21 protein-coding genes and 1 pseudogene are annotated in these 20,651 nt (G+C 52.5%); 16 read left to right on the top strand and 6 right to left on the bottom strand.

The annotated features are described in order from the left end of the window. Nucleotides 1–312: 312 nt before the first annotated feature. The 7 genes and pseudogenes from TU92_RS22545 (at nucleotide 313) to gorA (ending at nucleotide 7,220) form a co-directional block, all read left to right on the top strand. Nucleotides 313–942, top strand: coding sequence for a family 4 glycosyl hydrolase (locus tag TU92_RS22545; RefSeq protein ID WP_279633902.1), 630 nt, complete (start codon nucleotides 313–315; stop codon nucleotides 940–942). Nucleotides 943–954: 12 nt separating this feature from the next. Beyond that, a pseudogene (locus TU92_RS22540) lies at nucleotides 955–1,617 on the top strand (family 4 glycosyl hydrolase); the annotation flags it as partial. A 21-nt stretch (nucleotides 1,618–1,638) separates the two neighbouring features. Further along, nucleotides 1,639–2,892: a PTS sugar transporter subunit IIC gene (locus TU92_RS12215; RefSeq protein ID WP_112167497.1), complete on the top strand. Its 1,254-nt coding sequence runs from the start codon at nucleotides 1,639–1,641 to the stop codon at nucleotides 2,890–2,892. Nucleotides 2,893–2,919: 27 nt separating this feature from the next. Further along, nucleotides 2,920–3,957, top strand: a complete 1,038-nt coding sequence (locus TU92_RS12210) for an oxidoreductase (RefSeq protein ID WP_112167496.1) — start codon at nucleotides 2,920–2,922, stop codon at nucleotides 3,955–3,957. A 44-nt stretch (nucleotides 3,958–4,001) separates the two neighbouring features. Beyond that, complete coding sequence (locus tag TU92_RS12205) at nucleotides 4,002–4,778, top strand: GntR family transcriptional regulator (protein WP_244207772.1); 777 nt, start codon at nucleotides 4,002–4,004, stop codon at nucleotides 4,776–4,778. 80 nt (nucleotides 4,779–4,858) lie between these two features. Then, on the top strand, nucleotides 4,859–5,701 hold the full coding sequence (locus TU92_RS12200; RefSeq protein ID WP_112167494.1) for a 23S rRNA (adenine(2030)-N(6))-methyltransferase RlmJ: 843 nt from the start codon (nucleotides 4,859–4,861) through the stop codon (nucleotides 5,699–5,701). A 166-nt stretch (nucleotides 5,702–5,867) separates the two neighbouring features. Beyond that, complete coding sequence (gene gorA / locus TU92_RS12195) at nucleotides 5,868–7,220, top strand: glutathione-disulfide reductase (RefSeq protein ID WP_112167493.1); 1,353 nt, start codon at nucleotides 5,868–5,870, stop codon at nucleotides 7,218–7,220. A 98-nt stretch (nucleotides 7,221–7,318) separates the two neighbouring features. On the opposite strand, the gene TU92_RS12190 is transcribed toward gorA, so the two are convergent. Both TU92_RS12190 and TU92_RS12185 read right to left on the bottom strand, forming a co-directional pair. Continuing rightward, complete coding sequence (locus TU92_RS12190) at nucleotides 7,319–7,705, bottom strand: acyl-CoA thioesterase (protein WP_112167492.1); 387 nt, start codon at nucleotides 7,703–7,705, stop codon at nucleotides 7,319–7,321. 181 nt (nucleotides 7,706–7,886) lie between these two features. Beyond that, nucleotides 7,887–8,582, bottom strand: coding sequence for a cysteine hydrolase family protein (locus tag TU92_RS12185; protein WP_112167491.1), 696 nt, complete (start codon nucleotides 8,580–8,582; stop codon nucleotides 7,887–7,889). 148 nt (nucleotides 8,583–8,730) lie between these two features. Between TU92_RS12185 and TU92_RS12180 the strand changes: the two genes are divergently transcribed. Next, nucleotides 8,731–9,693, top strand: a complete 963-nt coding sequence (locus tag TU92_RS12180; RefSeq protein WP_112167490.1) for a GlxA family transcriptional regulator — start codon at nucleotides 8,731–8,733, stop codon at nucleotides 9,691–9,693. 17 nt (nucleotides 9,694–9,710) lie between these two features. On the opposite strand, the gene cho is transcribed toward TU92_RS12180, so the two are convergent. Continuing rightward, nucleotides 9,711–10,562, bottom strand: a complete 852-nt coding sequence (gene cho, locus TU92_RS12175; RefSeq protein ID WP_112167489.1) for an excinuclease Cho — start codon at nucleotides 10,560–10,562, stop codon at nucleotides 9,711–9,713. A gap of 146 nt (nucleotides 10,563–10,708) precedes the next feature. After that, nucleotides 10,709–11,641 (bottom strand): sugar-binding transcriptional regulator, encoded by a 933-nt coding sequence (locus TU92_RS12170; RefSeq protein WP_112167488.1) that lies wholly within the window; start codon nucleotides 11,639–11,641, stop codon nucleotides 10,709–10,711. Nucleotides 11,642–11,874: 233 nt separating this feature from the next. Here TU92_RS12170 and TU92_RS12165 point away from each other — a divergent pair, with 233 nt between their 5' ends. The 6 genes from TU92_RS12165 to TU92_RS12140 all read left to right on the top strand — a co-directional run bounded on the left by TU92_RS12165 (nucleotide 11,875) and on the right by TU92_RS12140 (nucleotide 16,073). Continuing rightward, complete coding sequence (locus tag TU92_RS12165; protein ID WP_112167487.1) at nucleotides 11,875–12,810, top strand: tagatose-bisphosphate aldolase; 936 nt, start codon at nucleotides 11,875–11,877, stop codon at nucleotides 12,808–12,810. Beyond that, entirely contained in the window at nucleotides 12,803–13,399 is a 597-nt protein-coding gene (locus tag TU92_RS12160) for a P-loop nucleotide/nucleoside kinase family protein (protein ID WP_112167486.1), read from the top strand. Before TU92_RS12165 ends, TU92_RS12160 begins: the two co-directional genes overlap by 8 nt. A gap of 209 nt (nucleotides 13,400–13,608) precedes the next feature. After that, nucleotides 13,609–14,052, top strand: a complete 444-nt coding sequence (locus TU92_RS12155; RefSeq protein ID WP_112167485.1) for a PTS sugar transporter subunit IIA — start codon at nucleotides 13,609–13,611, stop codon at nucleotides 14,050–14,052. Nucleotides 14,053–14,118: 66 nt separating this feature from the next. Continuing rightward, on the top strand, nucleotides 14,119–14,424 hold the full coding sequence (locus TU92_RS12150; protein ID WP_112167484.1) for a PTS sugar transporter subunit IIB: 306 nt from the start codon (nucleotides 14,119–14,121) through the stop codon (nucleotides 14,422–14,424). A 55-nt stretch (nucleotides 14,425–14,479) separates the two neighbouring features. After that, entirely contained in the window at nucleotides 14,480–15,745 is a 1,266-nt protein-coding gene (locus TU92_RS12145; protein ID WP_112167483.1) for a PTS sugar transporter subunit IIC, read from the top strand. Nucleotides 15,746–15,767: 22 nt separating this feature from the next. Beyond that, nucleotides 15,768–16,073, top strand: coding sequence for a hypothetical protein (locus TU92_RS12140; RefSeq protein ID WP_112167482.1), 306 nt, complete (start codon nucleotides 15,768–15,770; stop codon nucleotides 16,071–16,073). 69 nt (nucleotides 16,074–16,142) lie between these two features. On the opposite strand, the gene msrA is transcribed toward TU92_RS12140, so the two are convergent. Beyond that, entirely contained in the window at nucleotides 16,143–16,685 is a 543-nt protein-coding gene (gene msrA / locus TU92_RS12135) for a peptide-methionine (S)-S-oxide reductase MsrA (RefSeq protein ID WP_112167481.1), read from the bottom strand. A 219-nt stretch (nucleotides 16,686–16,904) separates the two neighbouring features. On the opposite strand from msrA, the gene TU92_RS12130 reads away from it, so the two are divergent. Beyond that, nucleotides 16,905–17,534 carry a carbonic anhydrase gene (locus TU92_RS12130; protein WP_112167480.1) on the top strand — a complete coding sequence of 210 codons (630 nt, stop codon included), beginning with the start codon at nucleotides 16,905–16,907 and terminating at the stop codon, nucleotides 17,532–17,534. A 73-nt stretch (nucleotides 17,535–17,607) separates the two neighbouring features. Continuing rightward, nucleotides 17,608–18,738 carry a GNAT family N-acetyltransferase gene (locus tag TU92_RS12125; protein ID WP_112167479.1) on the top strand — a complete coding sequence of 377 codons (1,131 nt, stop codon included), beginning with the start codon at nucleotides 17,608–17,610 and terminating at the stop codon, nucleotides 18,736–18,738. Here the strand turns inward: TU92_RS12125 and TU92_RS12120 are convergent. Further along, on the bottom strand, nucleotides 18,735–20,567 hold the full coding sequence (locus tag TU92_RS12120) for an ABC transporter ATP-binding protein (RefSeq protein WP_112167478.1): 1,833 nt from the start codon (nucleotides 20,565–20,567) through the stop codon (nucleotides 18,735–18,737). The two genes, TU92_RS12125 and TU92_RS12120, sit on opposite strands and share 4 nt — an antisense overlap. Nucleotides 20,568–20,651 lie beyond the last annotated feature (84 nt).

Here is a 20,651-nt window from a genome sequence, read left to right as displayed (position 1 = left end):
ATAGCGTTGGGGGTGATACGCCTGTGGCGCACCACGCCGTGAATTCGGGTCGTCTTAAAGATGACGTAACTTCTAACATGCGGTCAAGGGATGGGGAAATCAATGGGGGGCGGCGATTTCGCCCGCCAGCCACAGACATTCATGTTTTCAATGAGTCCAGTCCGTTACATCAGGCTGCAAGTAGACCTGCTTCGCATTTTTGATCTTTCCCCGTACCCGCCCGTTAAACCCTGTTTACAGCAGGGTTAATCCTGTTATTTTCATCTGGCATACGCCAGTTTAACTACATCACGATTAAGGGAATAAACGGATATGAAAGCACTCAAAATTGTCACGATAGGCGGAGGCTCAAGCTACACACCGGAACTGATCGACGGTTTTATCCGGCGTTACAATGAAATGCCTGTCTCGGATTATTATCTGGTCGATATCGCCGCCGGTGAGGAAAAGCTGAAAATCGTCGGGGCGCTGGTGCAAAGAATGGTGAAAAAAGCCGGAATACCGATGACGGTGCATCTGACCACCGACCGCGAGGCCGCACTGCGCAATGCGGATTTCGTCACCACGCAGTTGCGCGTCGGCCAGCAGGAAGCGCGTATTCACGACGAGGCGATCCCGCTGAAATACGGCGTTCTCGGGCAGGAAACCACCGGCGCAGGCGGGTTTATGAAAGCGCAGCGGACCATCCCCGTGCTGTTAGATTTATGCCGCGATATGGAAAGGCTTTGTCCGGATGCATGGCTGATCAACTTCACCAATCCGGCCGGTATTGTCACTGAGGCCATTGAAAAATATTCGCGCATAAAAACGCTGGGTATTTGCAGCGGCGCGAACAGCATGATGATGGATATCGCGAAGGTTTATGACGTGTGTCGTCAGGACGTTTATGCCCGCGTAATGGGGCTGAACCACCTCATTTTTGCCGATCAGATCGCCGTCTAAGGCCACGACGTTACGGCAGAATTCATTGAAAAACTGGCGCAGGGCAATGGCCAGAATCAGCAGAAAAATATCCCCGATACCGGATTAATGCCTGCTTTTATCCGCGCGCTCGGGTTGTATCCCCTTTCCTACCTGAAATATTTCTATCTGCAGCGTGAAATGGTGGCGCACAGCGTGGAGGACAGCCAGATGCGCGGCACGCGTGCAGAGCAGACGCGGGAAATTGAACGCCATCTTTTTGAAATCTATAAAAACCCGCGGCTGGATACTAAACCGAAAGAACTGGAAAGCCGTGGGGGCGCGTATTACTCCGATACCGCCTGTTCAATCATCAGCGCGATTTTTAACAACAAACAGGAGATCCACGTCGTCAACACGCTTAATCGCGGCGCAACGCCCGATCTGGATGAAAACAGCGTGATTGAAACGAACGCGGTGATTGATCGTCAGGGCGCGCACCCGCTGGCCTATGGCCGTTTACCGGCGAAAATACGCGGTCTGATCCAGAGCGTCAAAGCCTTTGAAGAACTCACGATCGAAGCTGCCGTCACCGGCGATTATTCCACGGCATTAATGGCGCTTTCGGTGCATCCGCTGATCCCGTCAGTGGATATCGCGGAAAAAATTCTCGATGAATACCTCGCGGTTAACCGGCCTTTTCTGCCGCAATATTAACAATGACAGGCATATAACATCATGATGAAATTCATAGAGTCACGGCTGGTGCCCTGTCTGGTGAAAGTCGGGGATAACGTTATTCTGGTTGCGGTGCGTAACGGTATTACCCTGACGCTGCCGTTTATTATCTCCGGCAGTATTTTCCTGATTATCGCCAACCTGCCGATCCCCGGCTGGACTGAATATTTAGGTCAGTTTGGCACGGCGCTGAATGCCCCGGTTCTCGTCACCTTCGGGGTCATCGGTTTAATTTCGGCAATGGGCATCAGTTATAATCTTGCGAAACATTATAAGCTCGACGGGCTGACCTGCTGCGCTATTACTGTGGCCGTTTTTCTGATGGCGCAGTTGAATGATGATTACACCCTAAATGTCGATAATCTCGGGGCTTCAGGGTTATTTTCGGCCATTATTCTTTCCATTCTGACCGTCTATATCATCCGCTTTTTCATCGAACATAAAATCTATATCCGTCTGCCGGACAATGTCCCCCCTGCCGTTCTGCAATCTTTTGTCAGCGTCATACCCGCCATTGTTTGCCTGGCGCTGGTGTGGTTTGTGCGGGTGATTTTGAATTTTGATATTAACGCGTTTTTCACGCTGACCCTCAGCCCGCTGGTTATCGGGCTCGGCACGCTGCCGGGCATGCTGATTCTGGTGTTTCTTATCTCGTTGCTCTGGTGCTGCGGCATTCACGGCACCAACGTACTTTCTGGTATTACCGCACCGATATTTCTCAAGTTTATTGTTGAAAATACGCAGGCGTATCTCAGCCACCAGCCGATCCCGCATATTTTTGCCGAGGGCTTTTATAATTTCTTTATCTGCACGGGCGGTTCCGGCGCAACCATGGGGCTGGTTCTGGCGATGATGATGTCGAAAAGTCGTTATTATAAATCGCTGGGCAGAATGTCTTTTGCGCCCTCGCTATTTTGTATAAATGAACCGGTCATTTTCGGTGTTCCGATGGTGTTTAATCCGTTGATGATGCTACCGTTAATCATTACGCCCATGCTGCTGTGTACGATGTCTTATTTTCTGATGGCATTTAATATTATTGGCCGCCCTGTATTGCAGATCCCCTGGACGATGCCGCCATTCCTGAATGCGTATTTTGCCACCGGCGGGAATATCCCTGCGGCAATCTGGTCAGGCGTCATGATTATTATTTCGACAATCATTTATTATCCTTTCTTCCGGCTGATGGAAAAGAAACAGCTGGCACAGGAAGAGGCAACAATCCCTGCGGCGGCAGCGCAGGCCAATGCATAAACGCGGAACACAGAAGAAGGAAATATCATGAAGATAAACTGTGCGTTTGTAGGATTCGGAAAAAGCGCGACACGCTACCATTTGCCCTACGTTTTGCAGCGACGCGATACTTTTCAGGTTAAAACCATTTTCGATATCACTCGTCATCCGGACATTGAAAAAGAAGAGGCTTATCAGGGCATCCGCTTCACATCCGATCTGAACGATATTCTGCTCGACGACAGCATTACGCTGGTGACGCTGTGTACGCCGCCGCAAACCCATTTTGACTACGCCAAACTGTGCCTGGAGCACGGTAAAAATGTCATTGTCGAAAAGCCGTTTACACGGACGCTGGCAGAAGCGCAGTCGTTATTTGCGCTTGCGGCGGAAAAAGGACTGACAGTGACACCTTATCAGAACAGGCGTTTCGACAGCTGTTTTCTGGCCGTAGAAAAAGTCATCAGCAGTGGCGTGCTGGGTAACATTGTCGAGTTAGAAAGTCATTTCGATTATTTCCGTCCTGACGCGTTCGATGCACCGGCAGATTATACCCATGGTGCGTTTTACGGGCTCGGAGTTCATCTGGTCGATCAGGTCGTCAGCCTCTTCGGTCGGCCCGAATGCGTGCATTACGACATACGTTCAGTGCGTAATAAAAATAACCCTGACGACACATTTGAACTGCAACTTTATTATGGCGAAACAAAAGCCATTATTAAATGCAGCCATCTGGTGATGCAGCCTTACCCGAAATTCATCCTTCACGGGGAAAAAGGCTCATTTATTAAACAAAATATTGACCAGCAGGAAACGTGTCTGAAAGCCGGGAAATTACCGGAGACGTCAGACTTTGGTCAGGAAACGGAATACGGTGTGTTGAAATATCTGGATGCACAGGGGAAAGCCCTCACCGAACGTGTTGATGCGGGCAACGGCGATTATGGACGCGTTTACGATGCCGTGTATGCCACGTTATGTCAGGGGGCACCGCCGTATGTCTCTGTAGCGGATGTGATGACCACCATGGAAATTCTGCACCGTGCATTTGAACAACCCACTCCGGCGCTTGTCAGACTCAGCTAAAACGCCTGCCAGCCGGGAGTTGAGGCTTCCGGTTGGCGGTGCGAATGTCTATACTGTTCGAAAATACACCACAACATGAAGAAGTTACCCCCATGGTCGCCCGTTATATTGATATTAAAAACAGCCTGAAACAGGCGATACTGAATAAAGAATATCGGGTCGGGGACAAAATTCCTTCTGAGCGGGAACTGGCTGTGCGTTATGAAGTGACGCGCGTAACACTGCAAAAAGCCATGCATATGCTGGAGCAGGAAGGCTTTATTGAGCGCATTCATGGCAAAGGTATGTACGTCACCAAAGTTATTGAAGACAACGTTTATCTGCTCAATAACGGCACCAGCGATTCTATTCTCGGTTTTTCGCGCGAATTTAAAGATAACGTCAAAGTTTCCAGTCGCTTAATCAGCCTGAAGACCCTCAAAGCGGATGACTATATCGCCGGTCAGCTGGATATAGATGAAAATGACGACGTGCATTTTATCCGCCGCGTCAGACTGGTGGACAATATTCCGGTACTGGTCGAAGACTCCTATATTCCCTGCGCGGTCGTCGACATTATTCCCGAGTACATTTTACAGAATGCGTCTTTATATGAATTTATTGAGAATAAAGTCGGCCGAAAAATTAAATTCTACAACTCAGTGATCGAAGCCTCGCTGTTTGACGACACGCTTTCAGCACTGCTGGAGAGTGAATCCGGCCTGCCGATGCTGAAGGTGTCGGGGATCACCAAACTGGAAGACGGCAAAACCTTCAACTACTCAATCAGTTATAACCGCGCAGACAAATTCAAAATTAAGAACAGCTGGGTCGGTAAGTGAGATTGCATCTGCAACGTGAAGTATGAAGGATGTAAACAGTTTATACTGTCGGCATTACGCCAATCCGGAACAATAAAGTTATGCTGAGTTACCGCCACAGTTTTCACGCAGGCAACCATGCCGACGTACTGAAACACACCGTGCAGAGCCTGATCATCGAGTCTCTGAAAGAAAAAGATAAGCCCTTCCTTTATCTCGACACCCACGCGGGTGCCGGGCGTTACCAGCTGAGCGGCGAACACGCCGAACGCACGGGTGAATATCTGGAAGGTATCGCGCGCATCTGGCAGCGTGACGATATTCCTGAAGAACTGGCGGCCTATATGTCCGTCGTCGGCCACTTCAACCGCAACGAGAACCTGCGTTATTACCCTGGTTCGCCGCTGATTGCCCGTCAGCTGTTGCGAGAAGAAGACAAACTGCAACTGACCGAATTGCACCCGAGCGATTTCCCGCTGCTGCGCAGTGAATTCCAGAAAGATGACCGCACCCGTGTTTCGCGCGCCGATGGTTATCAGCAGCTAAAAGCTCAGTTGCCGCCACTGTCACGCCGTGGCTTTATCCTGATGGATCCGCCATACGAACTGAAAACCGATTATCAGGACGTGGTCAAAGGCATTCAGGAAGGCTACAAGCGTTTTGCCACTGGCACTTACGCGCTGTGGTATCCGGTGGTCATGCGTCAGCAGATCAAAAAAATGCTGCGCGATCTGGAAGCCACGGGCATTCGCCGTATCCTGCAAATCGAACTGGGCGTGCGCCCGGACAGCGATCAGCGCGGGATGACGGCCTCCGGCATGATTGTCATCAATCCGCCGTGGAAACTCGAGCAGCAGATGAAAAACGTCCTGCCGTGGTTGCTGAAAGTGCTGGTGCCCTCCGGTACAGGTCACACGACGGTCAAATGGGTCGTGCCTGAGTAATCCCACCTTCTGTTGTGCCGGAGCCTGTTTTCAAAGGCTCCGGCTATCAAACCTATCGCAATCATTGATCCAATCTTTTCCACAACCAGCTAAACTCTTGGGCAATTATTTAGATTAGCGACGCCGGTATGGCGTTCTTCATTTTTCACAATTCATGGAAAATCCGATGACCAAACATTATGACTATCTGGCAATTGGCGGCGGCAGCGGCGGTATCGCATCAATCAACCGTGCAGCCATGTATGGGAAAAAATGCGCGCTGATCGAAGCTAAAGAGCTGGGCGGCACATGCGTCAACGTGGGTTGTGTCCCGAAAAAAGTGATGTGGCACGCCGCGCAGATCGCCGAAGCTATCCGCAACTACGGCCCGGACTACGGTTTTGATACCACCGTTAACAGCTTCAACTGGAAAACGCTGGTCGCCAACCGTACCGCGTACATCGACCGTATCCACACCTCTTACGACAACGTGCTCGGTAAAAACAACGTTGATGTGATCAAAGGATTCGCGCGTTTCGTTGACGATCATACTGTTGAAGTGAACGGCGAGAAGATCACCGCAGATCACATCCTGATCGCTACCGGCGGTCGCCCGAGCCATCCCAATATTCCTGGTGCTGAATACGGCATCGACTCCGACGGTTTCTTCGATCTGACCGAAATGCCGAAACGCGTTGCTGTCGTAGGTGCAGGTTATATCGCGGTTGAAATCGCCGGTGTGATGAACGGTCTGGGGGCAGAAACTCACCTGTTCGTGCGTAAACATGCGCCGCTGCGTACCTTCGATCCGCTGATGGTCGATACGCTGGTGGAAGTCATGGAAGCCGAAGGCCCGGCACTGCATAAAGAATCCATTCCGAAAGAAGTGGTGAAAAATGCCGATGGCAGCCTGACACTGAAGCTGGAAAACGGCGAAGAATTTGAAGTCGACAGCCTGGTCTGGGCGATTGGCCGCGAACCGGAAACTGACAATTTCAATCTCAAAGCGACCGGCGTGAAAACCAACGAAAAAGGCTATATCGTCGTCGATAAATTCCAGAACACCAACGTAAAAGGCATTTACGCTGTGGGCGATAACACCGGTGCGGTCGAACTGACACCAGTGGCCGTTGCGGCGGGTCGTCGTCTTTCCGAACGCCTGTTCAACAACAAGCCGGATGAGCATCTGGATTACAGCAACATCGCCACCGTGGTCTTCAGCCATCCGCCAATCGGCACGGTCGGCCTGACAGAACCGCAGGCCATCGAGCAGTTCGGTGAAGACAACGTGAAAGTCTACAAATCGCAGTTTACCGCTATGTACACCGCCGTCACGCAGCACCGTCAGCCGTGCCGCATGAAACTGGTGTGCGTCGGTAAAGACGAGAAAATCGTTGGCATCCACGGCATCGGTTACGGCATGGACGAAATGTTGCAGGGCTTCGCGGTCGCACTGAAAATGGGCGCAACCAAAAAAGACTTCGACAACACCGTCGCGATCCATCCGACCGGCGCGGAAGAATTCGTTACCATGCGTTAATGGAGGAAAATCCTCCCTGCACCTTTGTAACGTTGAAAAACTGGCCGTAACAGGCCAGTTTTTTTATATCTGGCATCACTCCCTGACGATCGTCACCGCTACAGATCTAACGCGTTCTTCACCGCATCTGGCATCGAGGGACGCCCGTTAGTCAGGCAGGTGGCAACAAAAGTGGCGTCGGCGAAAACGATGCCTTCAACTTTGATCTGCTGAACGAAGTTAACGCGATTACGTTTTTCATTTCTCTCAAGTACGCATGTCACTTCAACCTGATCGCCTTTTTTCAGGCTTTTACGAAAGCGCATGGAGTACTCTAATACCATGTACAGGTTGCCCTGAGTAAATTCCGCTTCGATATCAATTCCCAGTGCTTCTCGCATGTAGGCGTGGCGCGCCCACTCCATGTAAAACGGATAGTACAAACCATCCACCACACCCTGAAAATCGATATGGGCCTCATCCACTTCATATTGTTTACTAAACATTTCTTCGCCTTATTCCCATAGTTGCGTAAATGGTTACGTAACAAAGCATCAGATATACAGCAGTAATTTCATTAGGTAAAAACCAACATGTTTCAAGATGATACCAATCAGAAACTATTTGTTTTGGATACAAAAAGGCCCGAGATCGCATGATCTCAGGCCTGTTTGTTTTAATGCATCGTTATTTTACCGGTAATTCCAGCACATCTTTAGTGGTTTTTATTTCAGCGAAAACATCCGCGACACCGGCCAATGCAGCGCGTTGCAGCGTCGCGTGATCGACGATTTTATTATCCCACGTTGCCAGATCGCGGGTTGCCGTCGCATCCTCCGGGATGATCACTTCATAACCCAGTGGCACGGCGTCACGCGCGGTGGAAGACACACACATGTGCGTCATCAGGCCAGTGACGATGATTTTTTTGATGCCCAGCGCTTTGAGCTGTTTATCCAGATCGGTGCCGACGAACGAGCTTGGCGTTTCTTTGGTGATCACCCGATCGTTACCCGCTGGCTGCAAATCTTTATGGAATTCAGCGAATTTACTGCCCTGGGCAAACAGCGGACCGTTAGCCGGGCCGATGTGACGCACAAAGAACACCGGCATTTTATGCTGATGGGCAAATTTGACTAAACTTTGGGTATGGGTCAGCGCCTTCATGCCGTCGGGGATCGGCATTTTGCCGCTGAAATATTCATTCTGAAAATCGATCACAATCAGCGCTGTTTCATCCGCAACCAGGGACGTGGTCGCCTGCGCGCCGCTCATGGTGCGGATTGTCGGCGCCTGCTCGGCGGTCAGCGTTTTGGCAGCGAAAGCCATGCCGGAAGTCGCCATCGATAAAGCCAGTACGCTGTAAGCCATTAATTTTTTCATCAGTATTCATCCTGTTGTTAAGATTCGCCGGGAGACGTTTCCCCTTTGCGGTACGGGATGCATTGTGTAGATTTACACCGCTGCTCAACAGCCACACAGGTGACGAAAAGCAGTCGTTTTAGGCCAAAACCACCATTAAGGAGCAATTATGTCGGTTATCAGGGTCGGTATTGTGGTGTTTGACCAGATCATTCCATTTCATCTTTCCGTCCCTTGTGCGGTGTTTGAAAAAGCCCTGAGCGCGGACGGCACGCCGCTCTACCAGTTGCAGGTCTGTTCGGCAGAACCCGGCCAGCTGAGAACCAATGCCGGGTTTTCAATTGTTGCTGAGCATTCTTTGGCCGTGCTGGAACGGGCAGATATGGTGATTGTGCCGAGCTGGAATGATCCGGATGTGCCGCCGCCTCGCCAGCTGACGGATGCCTTAATTCAGGCACATCGCCGTGGCGCGAAGATTATCGGTCTGTGTATGGGCGCGTTTGTGTTGGCCGCTGCCGGATTGCTTAATGGCCGCCCGGCGACAACGCACTGGAACTGGATGGCAGACTTTTTGCGGCTCTACCCGTCGGTCTCCGTCGACCCTAACGTGCTTTACGTCGATGACGGCGATATTGTGACCTCCGCTGGCACCGCCGCCAGCATCGACTGTTGTCTGCATCTGGTGCGCCAGCAGTGTGGCGCAGAGACGGCGAACTCCGTGGCGCGGCAGCTGGTGGTTCCGCCGCACCGGCAAGGCGGGCAGGCGCAATTTATTGAACAGCCGGTTTATAACACCGTCAGCGGCGACCGGTTTATGCAGGCACTGAGCTGGGCGTCTGCGCATCTGCAAGAGGATCTGACCGTCGATGTCATGGCCGAAAAAGCCTGCATGAGTCGTCGCAGCTTCACCCGTCGCTTTCAGCAAACCACCGGCACAACCGTCACACAGTGGCTGCTGAATCAGCGTCTGGCCGTGGCGCAGCGTTTTCTCGAGAAAACCGATCAGCCTGTCGAACGCATCGCACAGGAATCCGGCTTCACCTCCGCCCTTTCAATGCGCAGGCACTTCCAGCAGCAGTTCAAAACCTCGCCGTCTTTATACCGCCGGGAATTCCGGCTAAATGTGGAGTAGCGGGTAAAAAAGACACCTCAATCCAATAAAATAATCTTCGGCGTGTCCGGCGCAAACAGCGGTTTACAGAGGATTTTGTAGCTGTCGCGGTCAAAATGTGGGACGGCAATATCAAACTCTTTTGCGGCTTCCAGCGTTTTTACCGTACCCAGATAGAACCAGTGATTGATGACGTGATAATCCGTCTGACCATTCGCTTCTTCGGCGATGGCAATGCGACCGGGATAGGGCCAGCTGCGGATTTTCAGGGCGCTGAGCGCATTCCTCAGACGTTCGTGATGCGCCTCCGGCGTTTCTTTTCCACAGCACACACCGGCGCATTTTCCGAGAGAAAACCGGAAACACGCGCGGTTTTTAGCCAGTTTTTCCAGCCCCAGCGCGCCATAACAAAGCTTCTCCTGATCGGCGATATCCCGGATTTTCTCCACCGCAGACATTTTTGTTTTGAACAGCCCAAACAGGTCTTCGCTGTGGGAGAAATCCACTTCATTGCTGAACACAATATTGGCGGTAAATCCCTGAAGCCGGATGGAGCAAAGTTTGCGGGCGGTACGCAGCCGTTTATTAAACAGCGGACGCCGCGATTTGATCAGATCCGATTCCAGCAGCAATGCGCCGACTTCACCGATAGTCTGGACATAATCGATGTCGCGCGTCATGTGCAACAATTTTGCCTCAGCGGGATTGCGGAAATGCGACATCACGCGGCTGCGGATATTTACGCTTTTACCGATATACAGCGGAAAAGTCTGGTCATCACCATAGAAAATATACACACCACTGCTGCCAGGCAGGTTCTCTAAAGTATGACGAAGATGTTCAGGATACTGATAAAGCTCGGTAAAAAGCTCTTTCTCGGGATTCCACAAATTAGCTGACCTGCTGTTGCCTGATAAAAAACGTATAAAAAATATTCGACAAATAATACTGTCTGTTTATACAGCTCGCAACCCTGCTGGATAAAAAAAGCACGCCCGGCGAAGGAAGTGCCATTTCTTTTGAGCACCGCCTGCGGTTATGTCACCGGCAGTTTATCCAGAATGGCCTGCGCGGTGTTCACATCCGTCACTAAGGAATTGATCATCCCCGAACGTACCGCGCCGATAATCCCCGCGGCTTTTTCTGGCGTGGCGGCGACGCCAATGGTCAGCGGCGTTTTACGCAACTGCTCGACGGAGGCGGCAATCATCCGCTCCTCGCCTTCCCAGTGCAGCAACTCGCCGGACTCGGTGAAGTAATGGCGCAGCACGTCGCCCGCCGCATCGCTCAGCGCCTGCTCGCCCGGCGTGGCGGTGGTGGATTCACTCGGTTTTGGCGTGTGCGTCAGACCGATGCCGACAATCGCCGCATCGAGGCGATCCCACAGCGAAATGATTTCCTGCACGCTGCGATCGGCGAGAAATGCATCGCGCAGCGGCGCTGAAGAAAGATAAGGCGCATGTAAGAAATACGGCGTGCCTTCCATCTGTTCCGCCGCCCGGCGCACAAACTCAGTGATCTGGAAATGGGGCGCAGACTGTTGCATCCCGCCGTTCAGCGCCACGGTCATGATGCCGGGCAATCGCGGCATACCGGCCAGCGTCACTTCGCGCACCGCCCTTCCCCAGCCAATGCCCAACACCGAACCCGACCCTAATCCCGCGTCCTGCAACAGTGAGGCCAGCGGTGTCGCCAGCGCGCCCAGCACATTTCCCGGTGGCGCATCGACCACGTAAGCCTGCTTTAATCCGAGGCGTTTGACCAAATCTGACGTCATGTCTTCCGGCGAAGATAATCCCACTACTTCGATGCGCACAATGCCCGCCGCACGGGCCTTATTGAGCAATCTTGAGATGGTGGCCGTTGAGACATCCAGCTTGCGAGCAATCTCCACCTGAGACATATCAGACTCGTAATGCAGCTTCGCCACTAAATGCATCATGGCACGCGTTGCTGCAATATCTTGCAAAATTGGCTCTTTCAGCTTGAAATTCCTTTCAGTAATGAATTACACTCAAATCGTCGATTGAGGGATTATTGCGCAACACCTGTAAAAATGCAATGTGCCGGATCGGGCTTCAACCCTTGTAAACCGGCGTGTTACGCGATTTCCCACCCCTTTTTAGTCCAGGGTAAAGACAGAACGTCCAGTGTAATCGAGATTTTTTCATCTGTAATAAATTTCACGCAAAGGAGAGTTCCATGTCAAAAATGTCTACTTCAGAATTACGCAGCTATCAGCAGATTTGTGGCAAGAATGGCGCAATGCTGGTGATCGCCTGTGACCAGCGCGGTGCCATGCGCAGCCTGCTGGCCAGCGACCCTCAGCAACAATCGGCGATTTCAGAACATGAACTCGGCCTTATCAAAGCGGACATCACCCAATATCTCGCCAGCAAAGCTTCCTGTGTACTGGTTGATCCGGTGTGCGCCGTGCCACAACTGGTGGACGACGGCATTATCGCCCGCGACACTGCCCTGCTAATCGGACTCGATGCGTCCGGCTGGGATAATTCGCCGGAAGGCTACCGTCTGTCGCGACTGGTCGCCAATGTGGATGCACGCCGTGTGCGCGAGTTGGGCGCCACCGGTGGGAAAATCATGGTGTATTTGCGCTCCGATCAGGAAGAAGCTAACCGCCACAACATTGAAATCCTGCGTCAGTGCATCGACGATTTTGCCCGCGAAGATTTGCTGCTGGTGGTGGAGTTCCTGACCTACAAACTCGATAACGAAACCGAGGAAGAATATAAGGAAAAAGTCCCGTCGCTGATTTATGGTGGAACGAAGATTTGTCTGGAATGCGGCGCGAAAGTACTGAAGCTGCCTTATCCGGGCTCCAGACAGGCCTGTGCAGATATCACCACACTGGCGGGTGACGTACCCTGGGCGGTGTTGTCAGCGGGCGTTGATCACACAACCTTCCTCAAGCAAGTGGCTGACGCGATGAGCGAAGGGGCATCAGGCGTTATTGCCGGGCGTTCACTGTGGAAAGACTGCATTTCTCTCGACCGCAGCGCGACCAAATCCCGACTGGAATCACTTGCCGTGCCGCGTCTGAACGAGCTTCAGGCGGTGATCCAACAGTATTTCCGCGCCCCCGCGCACAACCAAACTGAACAGGTGGAACATGTCTGAAAACAGAAGCGCCTCACGAAATGGCTTTGCCGGAAAACGCGTTGTCCTGGTCAACGGGATCCCCGCATCGGGTAAAAGCCGGCTCGCCGTTGAGCTTTCTGAACACAGCGGCTGGCTGCAACTGTCGCTGGATGGCATCAAAAATCCGTTCCTTCAGCGACTGCAAAATGTCGATCGCCCGTTTAACCGCGTGCTGGGTCAGGCCAGCTATCAGGTGATTTGGGATATCGTCGCCAGTGCGCCACAGGGCAGCACCTTTATTGTCGATGCCTGGTTCGGTTTCCAGCCGAAAGACGTTTTGCAGGCATATCTGCAACAGGCGGGCGTGACGCAGGTGGTGGAAATCTGGTGCAAGATTGATGCACAACGCGTGGCTGACCGCTTTTCTTCACGGCTTGGCGAACGGTTACCGGGGCATGTTGGGGCAGAATATATTCCCGAATTAAAAATTCTTGCAGGAAATGCGCAGCCCATGGCGCTGGGGCCGGTATATTCTCTCGATCAGAATAATGTCGATGAAAATAGACCTGTAAATATTGTTGTTATTCACGAATGGATAATGAATTCATTCCATACACAAACCCAATAAAGTAAACAGGGGAATATTACGTTACTGAACAAAAAAAACAGACTGATGTGTGTTTTTTGGCTCAATCATTTATTACGACACATCGTTTTACATTCTTATCTTTGATAAATGAAAGTTTAATTAATAGCAAACAGGGTTGGACAGATCACAGTTTTTATTTAATTTAAATATCATACTGAGAAAAGACCCTATTCATACGATGAGGTAATATGTTAAGCGACTGGATCAATGAAAGTAATATACAGATAATTCCGAAAACCGATGACTGGAAAAGTGCCGTGGCTTTCGCGGTGCAGCCATTAATTGATTCCGGTGCGGCAGAAAGCCGTTATCTGCAGGCGATATATGATATGCATCGGGAAATCGGTCCTTATTATGTTTTGGGCGAAGGCATTGCAATGCCTCACGCCAGGCCGGAAGAAGGGGTTATCAGAACGGCCCTGTCGCTGGTGATTGTTTCTGAAGGTGTTGAGTTCGGCAGTGAAGATAACGATCCGGTTTACGTTATTTTCGCGCTGGCCGCTGTCGACAGCCATTCGCACATTGAAATGATCGCCAGTCTTTCTCATCTGTTCTGCGACGACGAGGCGGGGAAAAGATTAAAAGAGAGTAAAAACAAGCAGGAAGCCTTAGAGATCATCCGACAGTTTTAGACGTGAAGTGAAGAGATATGAACATAACTCGTGATTCATCACCTACAAAATGCGTAAGGAATTCTCATGAAAAGATTATCGATTTTAGCCGTCTGCGGCGCAGGTCTGGGCAGCAGCTTCGCCTGTGAAATGAGTATCGAAGCCGCGTTAAAAGATTTAGGCGTCGAAGCGGATTTATCACACTGTGATATTTCCAGCGCCACGTCCACCCGTGCCGATATTATTATGACCGGTGAAAATTTCCGCTCGCAGTTCCAGCATTACACCATCAGCGCCAATATTATTTATCTCAAGCGACTGGTGGATAAAAATGAGATTAAAACCAAGCTGACGCCGGTACTTCAGGAAATGGGTCTTCTTACTGTCCAATAATAAAAACATTGCTATCCAATAGAACAACTCTACATCTCTACTACAGGGGACGCTTATGTCTTTCCTTCACTTTATTGTTAATGATGTATTAGGCCAGGCATCAATATTAATATCGCTGATCGCGATGATCGGTTTGATCGCATTGAAAAAAAGCCCCGGACAAATTATCACCGGCACACTAAAAACATTGCTGGGATTTTTAGTCTTACTTTCCGGTGCAGGAATTATTGTGAATGCGCTGACCTTTCTGGGGGAGATATTCCAGAAAGGCTTTAATATGCGCGGCGTGGTGACTGACGTCGGGTCGATTGCCGGGATCGCACAACAAACGCTGGGGCGAGAAACCGCATTAATTATGGTGCTGGCGTTTATCGTCAATATTCTGATTGCCCGCCTGACGCGCTTTAAATATATCTTCCTGACCGGTCAGGCTTCCTTATGGATGGCGACCGTCTGTTCGGTCATCGGCTATATGGGCGGCCTGCGCGGTGCGGAGCTTATCATTACCGGCGGCGTGATAGCCGGTGTGATGGCGGTGGGTATGCCTGTTCTGGCGCAGCCGATTGTGCGCAAAATTACCGGTTCGGATGACTTTGCGCTCGGCCATTTCTGCACCATCGGCTATATCGTGCAGGCCGGGGTGGCGAAAGTCACCGGTGACGTCAGCAAAAGCACCGAAGACTTCGAGCTGCCGCAAGCCTTCTCATTCCTGCAGGACACTTATCTGTCGATGATGGTGGTGATGATCCCGATTTATCTCATCCCCGCTATCGCCGCCGGTCCGGACGTGGTCGCGCCGTTCTCTAACGGCGTCAACTATCTGGTCTACGCCTTCCTGCAATCGATACAGTTTGTGGTGGGCGTGTATGTGCTGCTCTCCGGCGTCCGTCTGCTGCTGGCTGAAATCGTTCCGGCCTTCCGCGGGATCGCTCTGCGCATCGTTCCGAACGCGATTCCGGCGCTCGATTGCCCGGTGCTGTTCCCGTACGCCCCGAACGCAGTCATCATCGGTTTTATTTCCACCACTATCGGGTCTGTCATCGGCATGTTCCTGTTCCCGAGCCTTGGGCTGGCGATGATTTTACCGGGCATGCTGACCAACTTCTTCGCAGGCGGCACGGCGGGGATCTTTGGTAACGCCGTGGGCGGACGTCGCGGCGCGATTATCGGCGGCATCTTCCACGGACTGTTTATCACCTTATTACCGGCGCTGTTGTTACCGCTGCTCGGCAAATTCGGGTTCTCGAACGTGACGTTCAGTGACTCGGACGTCATCAGCGTCGGGCTGGTGTTCGGCCATATTCTCAACTTCTTCCACTAAGCGACCCTGAGGATTTTCAGAGATGGATACACGCATTGAGCAAATTTTAGCGCAGCAGCTGCCACCGCAGGAATCGGCCAAAGCGCTCAACGAGCTGGGAAAGCAATATCAGGAACAACAGGAACTGGACGCCGCCATCGCCTGCTGGGAACAAAGCATGGCCTGTTACGGCAAGCCGGGCTTTGCGCAGGCGCAGCTGATGAAAGCGTACAACGCGCGGCGACGTGAGTGCTCACAAGCCGGTGACGGCAAAGGGCTGGAAACCTTTTCCCAGAAGATTGATGCGCTGATGCAGCAAAGTAAGGACGCGATCCGCTACGGATTCTGAGCGGACGGAGAAACGAAAAAAGCCAGAACACGATGTTCTGGCTTTTGCTTTTTAAAGATATTGATAATCTTAAGGATTCAGCGATTTTGTCCGCTGTGCAAAACTCTTACGCAATTTCTGCAATTTAGGTGGGATCACCGCCATGCAGTAACGGTTTTGCTGCCCCGCACCATCCCAGTAATTCTGGTGATAGCCTTCGGCCACATACACTTCGCCCAGCGGTTCGATGCTGGTCACAATCGGCTGACTGTGATCCGGCTGCGCGCGCAAAATGGCGGCTTCCGCTTCGGCCTTTTGCACGTCATCGACCGGGAAAATCACCGAGCGATATTGCGTGCCGACGTCGTTGCCCTGGCGGTTAAGCTGGGTCGGATCGTGCGTGACAAAGTGGATATCCAGCAGATCACCGTAGCTCAGTTTTTCCGGGTCAAAACCCACACGGATGGCTTCCGCATGGCCGGTGGCACCGCTGCAAACCTGCTCATAGGTCGGGTTGGGCCGCGCACCGCCGGTATAGACACTTTCTACTGACTCTACGCCGATGACGTCTTTGAATACCGCTTCCGTACACCAGAAGCAGCCGCCGCCGAAAATAGCGTATTCGATTGTCATAAAGACTCCTTCACGTTGAGTACAAGGTAAATATGAGGGCATAAATATAAGGATAAAGGTATCACAACAAAATAAAGCCCACTGGTATTTATCAGGAAGGTCAGAGCGTCTTAATGGATAAAGTCATTTACCTTGTAAATAATAGTGGTATTGCGTCTGATTGATCTGCTTATTTATTCGTGGCAGTATCATTGCGATTGAAATACACGGAATTCCCACATGAAAGACGTTATTGAAGGTTTCCTCAGATTCCAAAAAGAAGCGTTCCCCCAACGCTCTAAGCTCTTCAAAAAGCTCGCATTAAATCAAAATCCTAAAACACTTTTTATTTCGTGTTCAGACAGCAGGCTGGTACCCGAATTAGTTACCCAACGTGAACCGGGTGAACTGTTCGTTATCCGAAATGCCGGTAATATCGTGCCGCCATTTGGACCTGAACCTGGCGGCGTTTCCGCGACCGTCGAATATGCCGTTAAAGCACTGGGCATAAAGGATATTGTCATCTGCGGGCATTCCAACTGCGGGGCAATGAGCGCAATCGCCAACTGCACCTGTCTGGATCACATGCCTGCGGTCGCCCACTGGCTGCGTTATTCGGATGCGGCAAAAGCCATCAACGAAGCCACTGAACATGAAACACCGGAAGCCCGCGTAAACGGGATGGTGCATCAGAATGTGGTAGCACAGCTCGGTAATCTGCGCACGCACCCTTGTGTGGCGGTCGCTTTAGCCAAAGGCGAAATTACCCTGCACGGCTGGGTTTATGATATTGAATCCGGCTCTATTGAAGCCTATGACGGCAAGACTTTCATCTCGCTCTCCGATAACCCGGAAGTCACCGCCTCATAATACCTCCCAGCCGGGGGCCAAATAGCCCCCGGCAGACCGCCCGACCCTGCCCATTTTCTCACCGGAAAAGCTCATGCCGATAACCGCGTTAAACCGTCTGGCCGATTTGCCCGCCGCACAGTGGGACGCACTGGTGCCTGCGCAACAACCGTTTCTCAGCCACGCGTTTTTATCCACGCTGGAAGAGAGCGGCAGCCTCGGGCCGAATTCAGGCTGGAGGTCCGAACATCTGCTTTGGCAGGAAAACGGTGAAATCCGCGCCGCCATTCCGGGTTACCGCAAGCGTCATTCGTACGGCGAATATGTATTTGATCAGGGCTGGGCAGATGCGTGTCAGCGTTCGGGCATTGCCTATTATCCGAAATGGCTGGGCGCGGTGCCGTTTAGTCCGGTGACCGGCGCGCGTTTGCTCGGCGATGAAACAGCGGCCGTCCGTCTTTTACAGGCATTGCCGGAATATCTGGTGGAAAATGGCCTGACCGGCGCACACATCAATTTCACCGACACCCGCGCCAACCGGCTGCTCGGCGAAGAACCCCTGTGGCAGCACCGGCTCGGCTGTCAGTATCACTGGCAAAACCGCGGCTACCGCGATTTTCAGGATTACCTCGACGCCCTGACCTCACGTAAACGAAAGCAGTTTCGCAAAGAGCGCGAACAGGTCGCGGCGCAGGGCATCGAATTTGTCTGGCTCAAAGGGGCCGAAGTGACCGAGGCGCAGTGGGATTTTGTCTACCGCTGCTACAGCAACACCTACGCGGTGCGCGGTCAGGCGCCGTATCTGACCCGTGATTTTTTCAGCCTGCTGGCGCAGCGGATGCCAGAGGCGATCCGTCTGGTCGTCGCGCAGCAAAATGGCCGTGACGTGGCGATGGCGTTCAGTCTGATCAGCGGCGATACGTTTTACGGACGTTACTGGGGATGCCTCGCCGAGTTTGACCGGCTGCATTTCGAGACCTGTTTTTATCAGGGAATGGAATACGCGATTGCCAGCGGGCTGGCACGGTTTGACGCGGGTGCTCAGGGCGAACACAAATTACTGCGCGGCTTTGAGCCGGTGATCACCGACTCGTGGCACTATTTACGGCATCCGGGTCTGCGCGATGCCGTAGAAGATTTCTTAGTAGAAGAGCGTGCCGGCGTGCAGCGCTGGGCGGATGAAGCCCGTGAGATGCTGCCTTACCGGCACAGCGCCGAACCTTAATCCATCCCGACAAATCCACCGGTCTGATGCTGCCATAAACGGGCGTAAAGCCCGCCGTGCGCCAGCAGTTCGGCGTGATTGCCCATCTCGACAATCTGCCCTTTCTCCAGCACCACCAGACGATCCATTTTGGCAATCGTCGATAAGCGGTGCGCGATGGCGATCACCGTTTTGCCGCCCATCAGCGTCTCCAGACTTTCCTGAATTGCCGCTTCCACTTCGGAATCCAGCGCCGACGTGGCTTCATCCATGATCAGAATAGGGGCGTTTTTCAGTAGCACGCGCGCAATCGCGATACGCTGACGCTGCCCGCCGGAGAGTTTCACACCGCGCTCACCGACATGCGCATCCAGCCCGGTTCTGCCCTGTGAATCATACAGTTGCGGAATAAACTCATCAGCACGCGCCTGGCGGACCGCCAGCAACAACTCTTCTTCCGTCGCCCCCGGTCGGCCATAAAGCAGGTTATCGCGAATGGAACGGTGCAGCAGCGAGGTATCCTGCGTGATCATCCCGATCTGCGCGCGCAGACTTTCTTGCGTGACGTCGGCGATGTTCTGCTCATCAATCAGAATACGACCACCGTCGATGTCATACAGGCGCAGCAGCAGGTTCACCAGCGTCGATTTCCCCGCGCCGGAAGGCCCGATCAGGCCGATCTTCTCGCCGGGGCGGATCGCCAGATCCAGATTCTGGATCACCCGCGCGCCCTTCCCGTAGTTAAAGTTAATATGATCGAAGTGGATCGCCCCGTGATCGACCTTCAGCGCTTTCGCCTGCGGTTTATCCGTGACGGTCAGCGGCTGCGCGATGGTGTGCAGGCCATCCTGAACCGTACCGATATTTTCGAAAATCCCGTTCACCACCCACATGATCCAGCCGGACATATTCACAATGCGGATGACCAGCCCGGTGGCCAGCGCAATCGCCCCGACGGAGATGAGAGATTGCGTCCATAACCACAGCGCGAGCCCCGTACTGGCGACAATCAGCAAACCATTCAGTGTGGTAATGGCGAACGCCATACCGGTGAGTAAACGACCCGCCAGTTGCGTTTTGTAAGTCTGTTCGGTGATCGCATCACGGGCATACTGCTGCTCCAGATCGCTGTGGGCGAACAGTTTGAGCGTCGCGATATTGGTATAGCCATCGACGATGCAGCCCATCAGTTTCGAGCGCGCCTCGGAGGATTCCACCGAACGCTGCTTCACGCGCGGCACGAAGAACCACAGGCAAATGGCGTAGCAGAAAATCCAGATAATCAGCGGGATCATCAGCCGCCAGTCGGCTTCGGCGAACAGGAACAGCGCACTCGCGGCGTAAATCACCACGTGCCAGATGGCATCGACCATCTGCACCGCCGAATCCCGCAGCGAGCTGCCGGTCTGCATAATGCGTTGGGCAATACGCCCGGCAAAATCACTCTGGAAAAAGTTCAGGCTCTGCTTAAGCACATATTTGTGGTTTTGCCAGCGCACCATGCTGGTCATGCCCGGCGTCAAAGTCTGATGCACCAGCAAATCGTTCAGCCCGAAAAATACGGGCCGCAGGATCATCGCGACCGCCGCCATCCAGAGGAGTTCCCCCATATGCTCGGAGAAGAAACTGCCCGGCGGCGTGTCTTTGGTGAGATCGATGATCTGGCTGAGATAGCTAAACAGCGACACTTCAATCAGCGACGCCACCAGCCCGACCACCAGCAGCACGGCAAAACTCGGCCAGACCTGACGCAGATAATAGAGATAGAAAGGAAAGACTTTGCCTGGCGGCTCCCCGCCCGGCGCCTCACGGAAGATGTCGATCATTCGCTCGAAACGGCGAAACAGCATGGTGATCCCCTTTTTAATTGTCCCTAAAAAATACCGGCGCTGATATTTTCCAGCGCCGTAAAGGGGAAAGCTTAGTGCAAATCA

It is taken from the genome of Rahnella inusitata (assembly GCF_003263515.1).
Lineage (GTDB): Bacteria > Pseudomonadota > Gammaproteobacteria > Enterobacterales > Enterobacteriaceae > Rahnella > Rahnella inusitata.
Note: the sequence above shows the minus strand (reverse complement) of the source record. Positions and strands in the feature narration are given on the sequence as shown.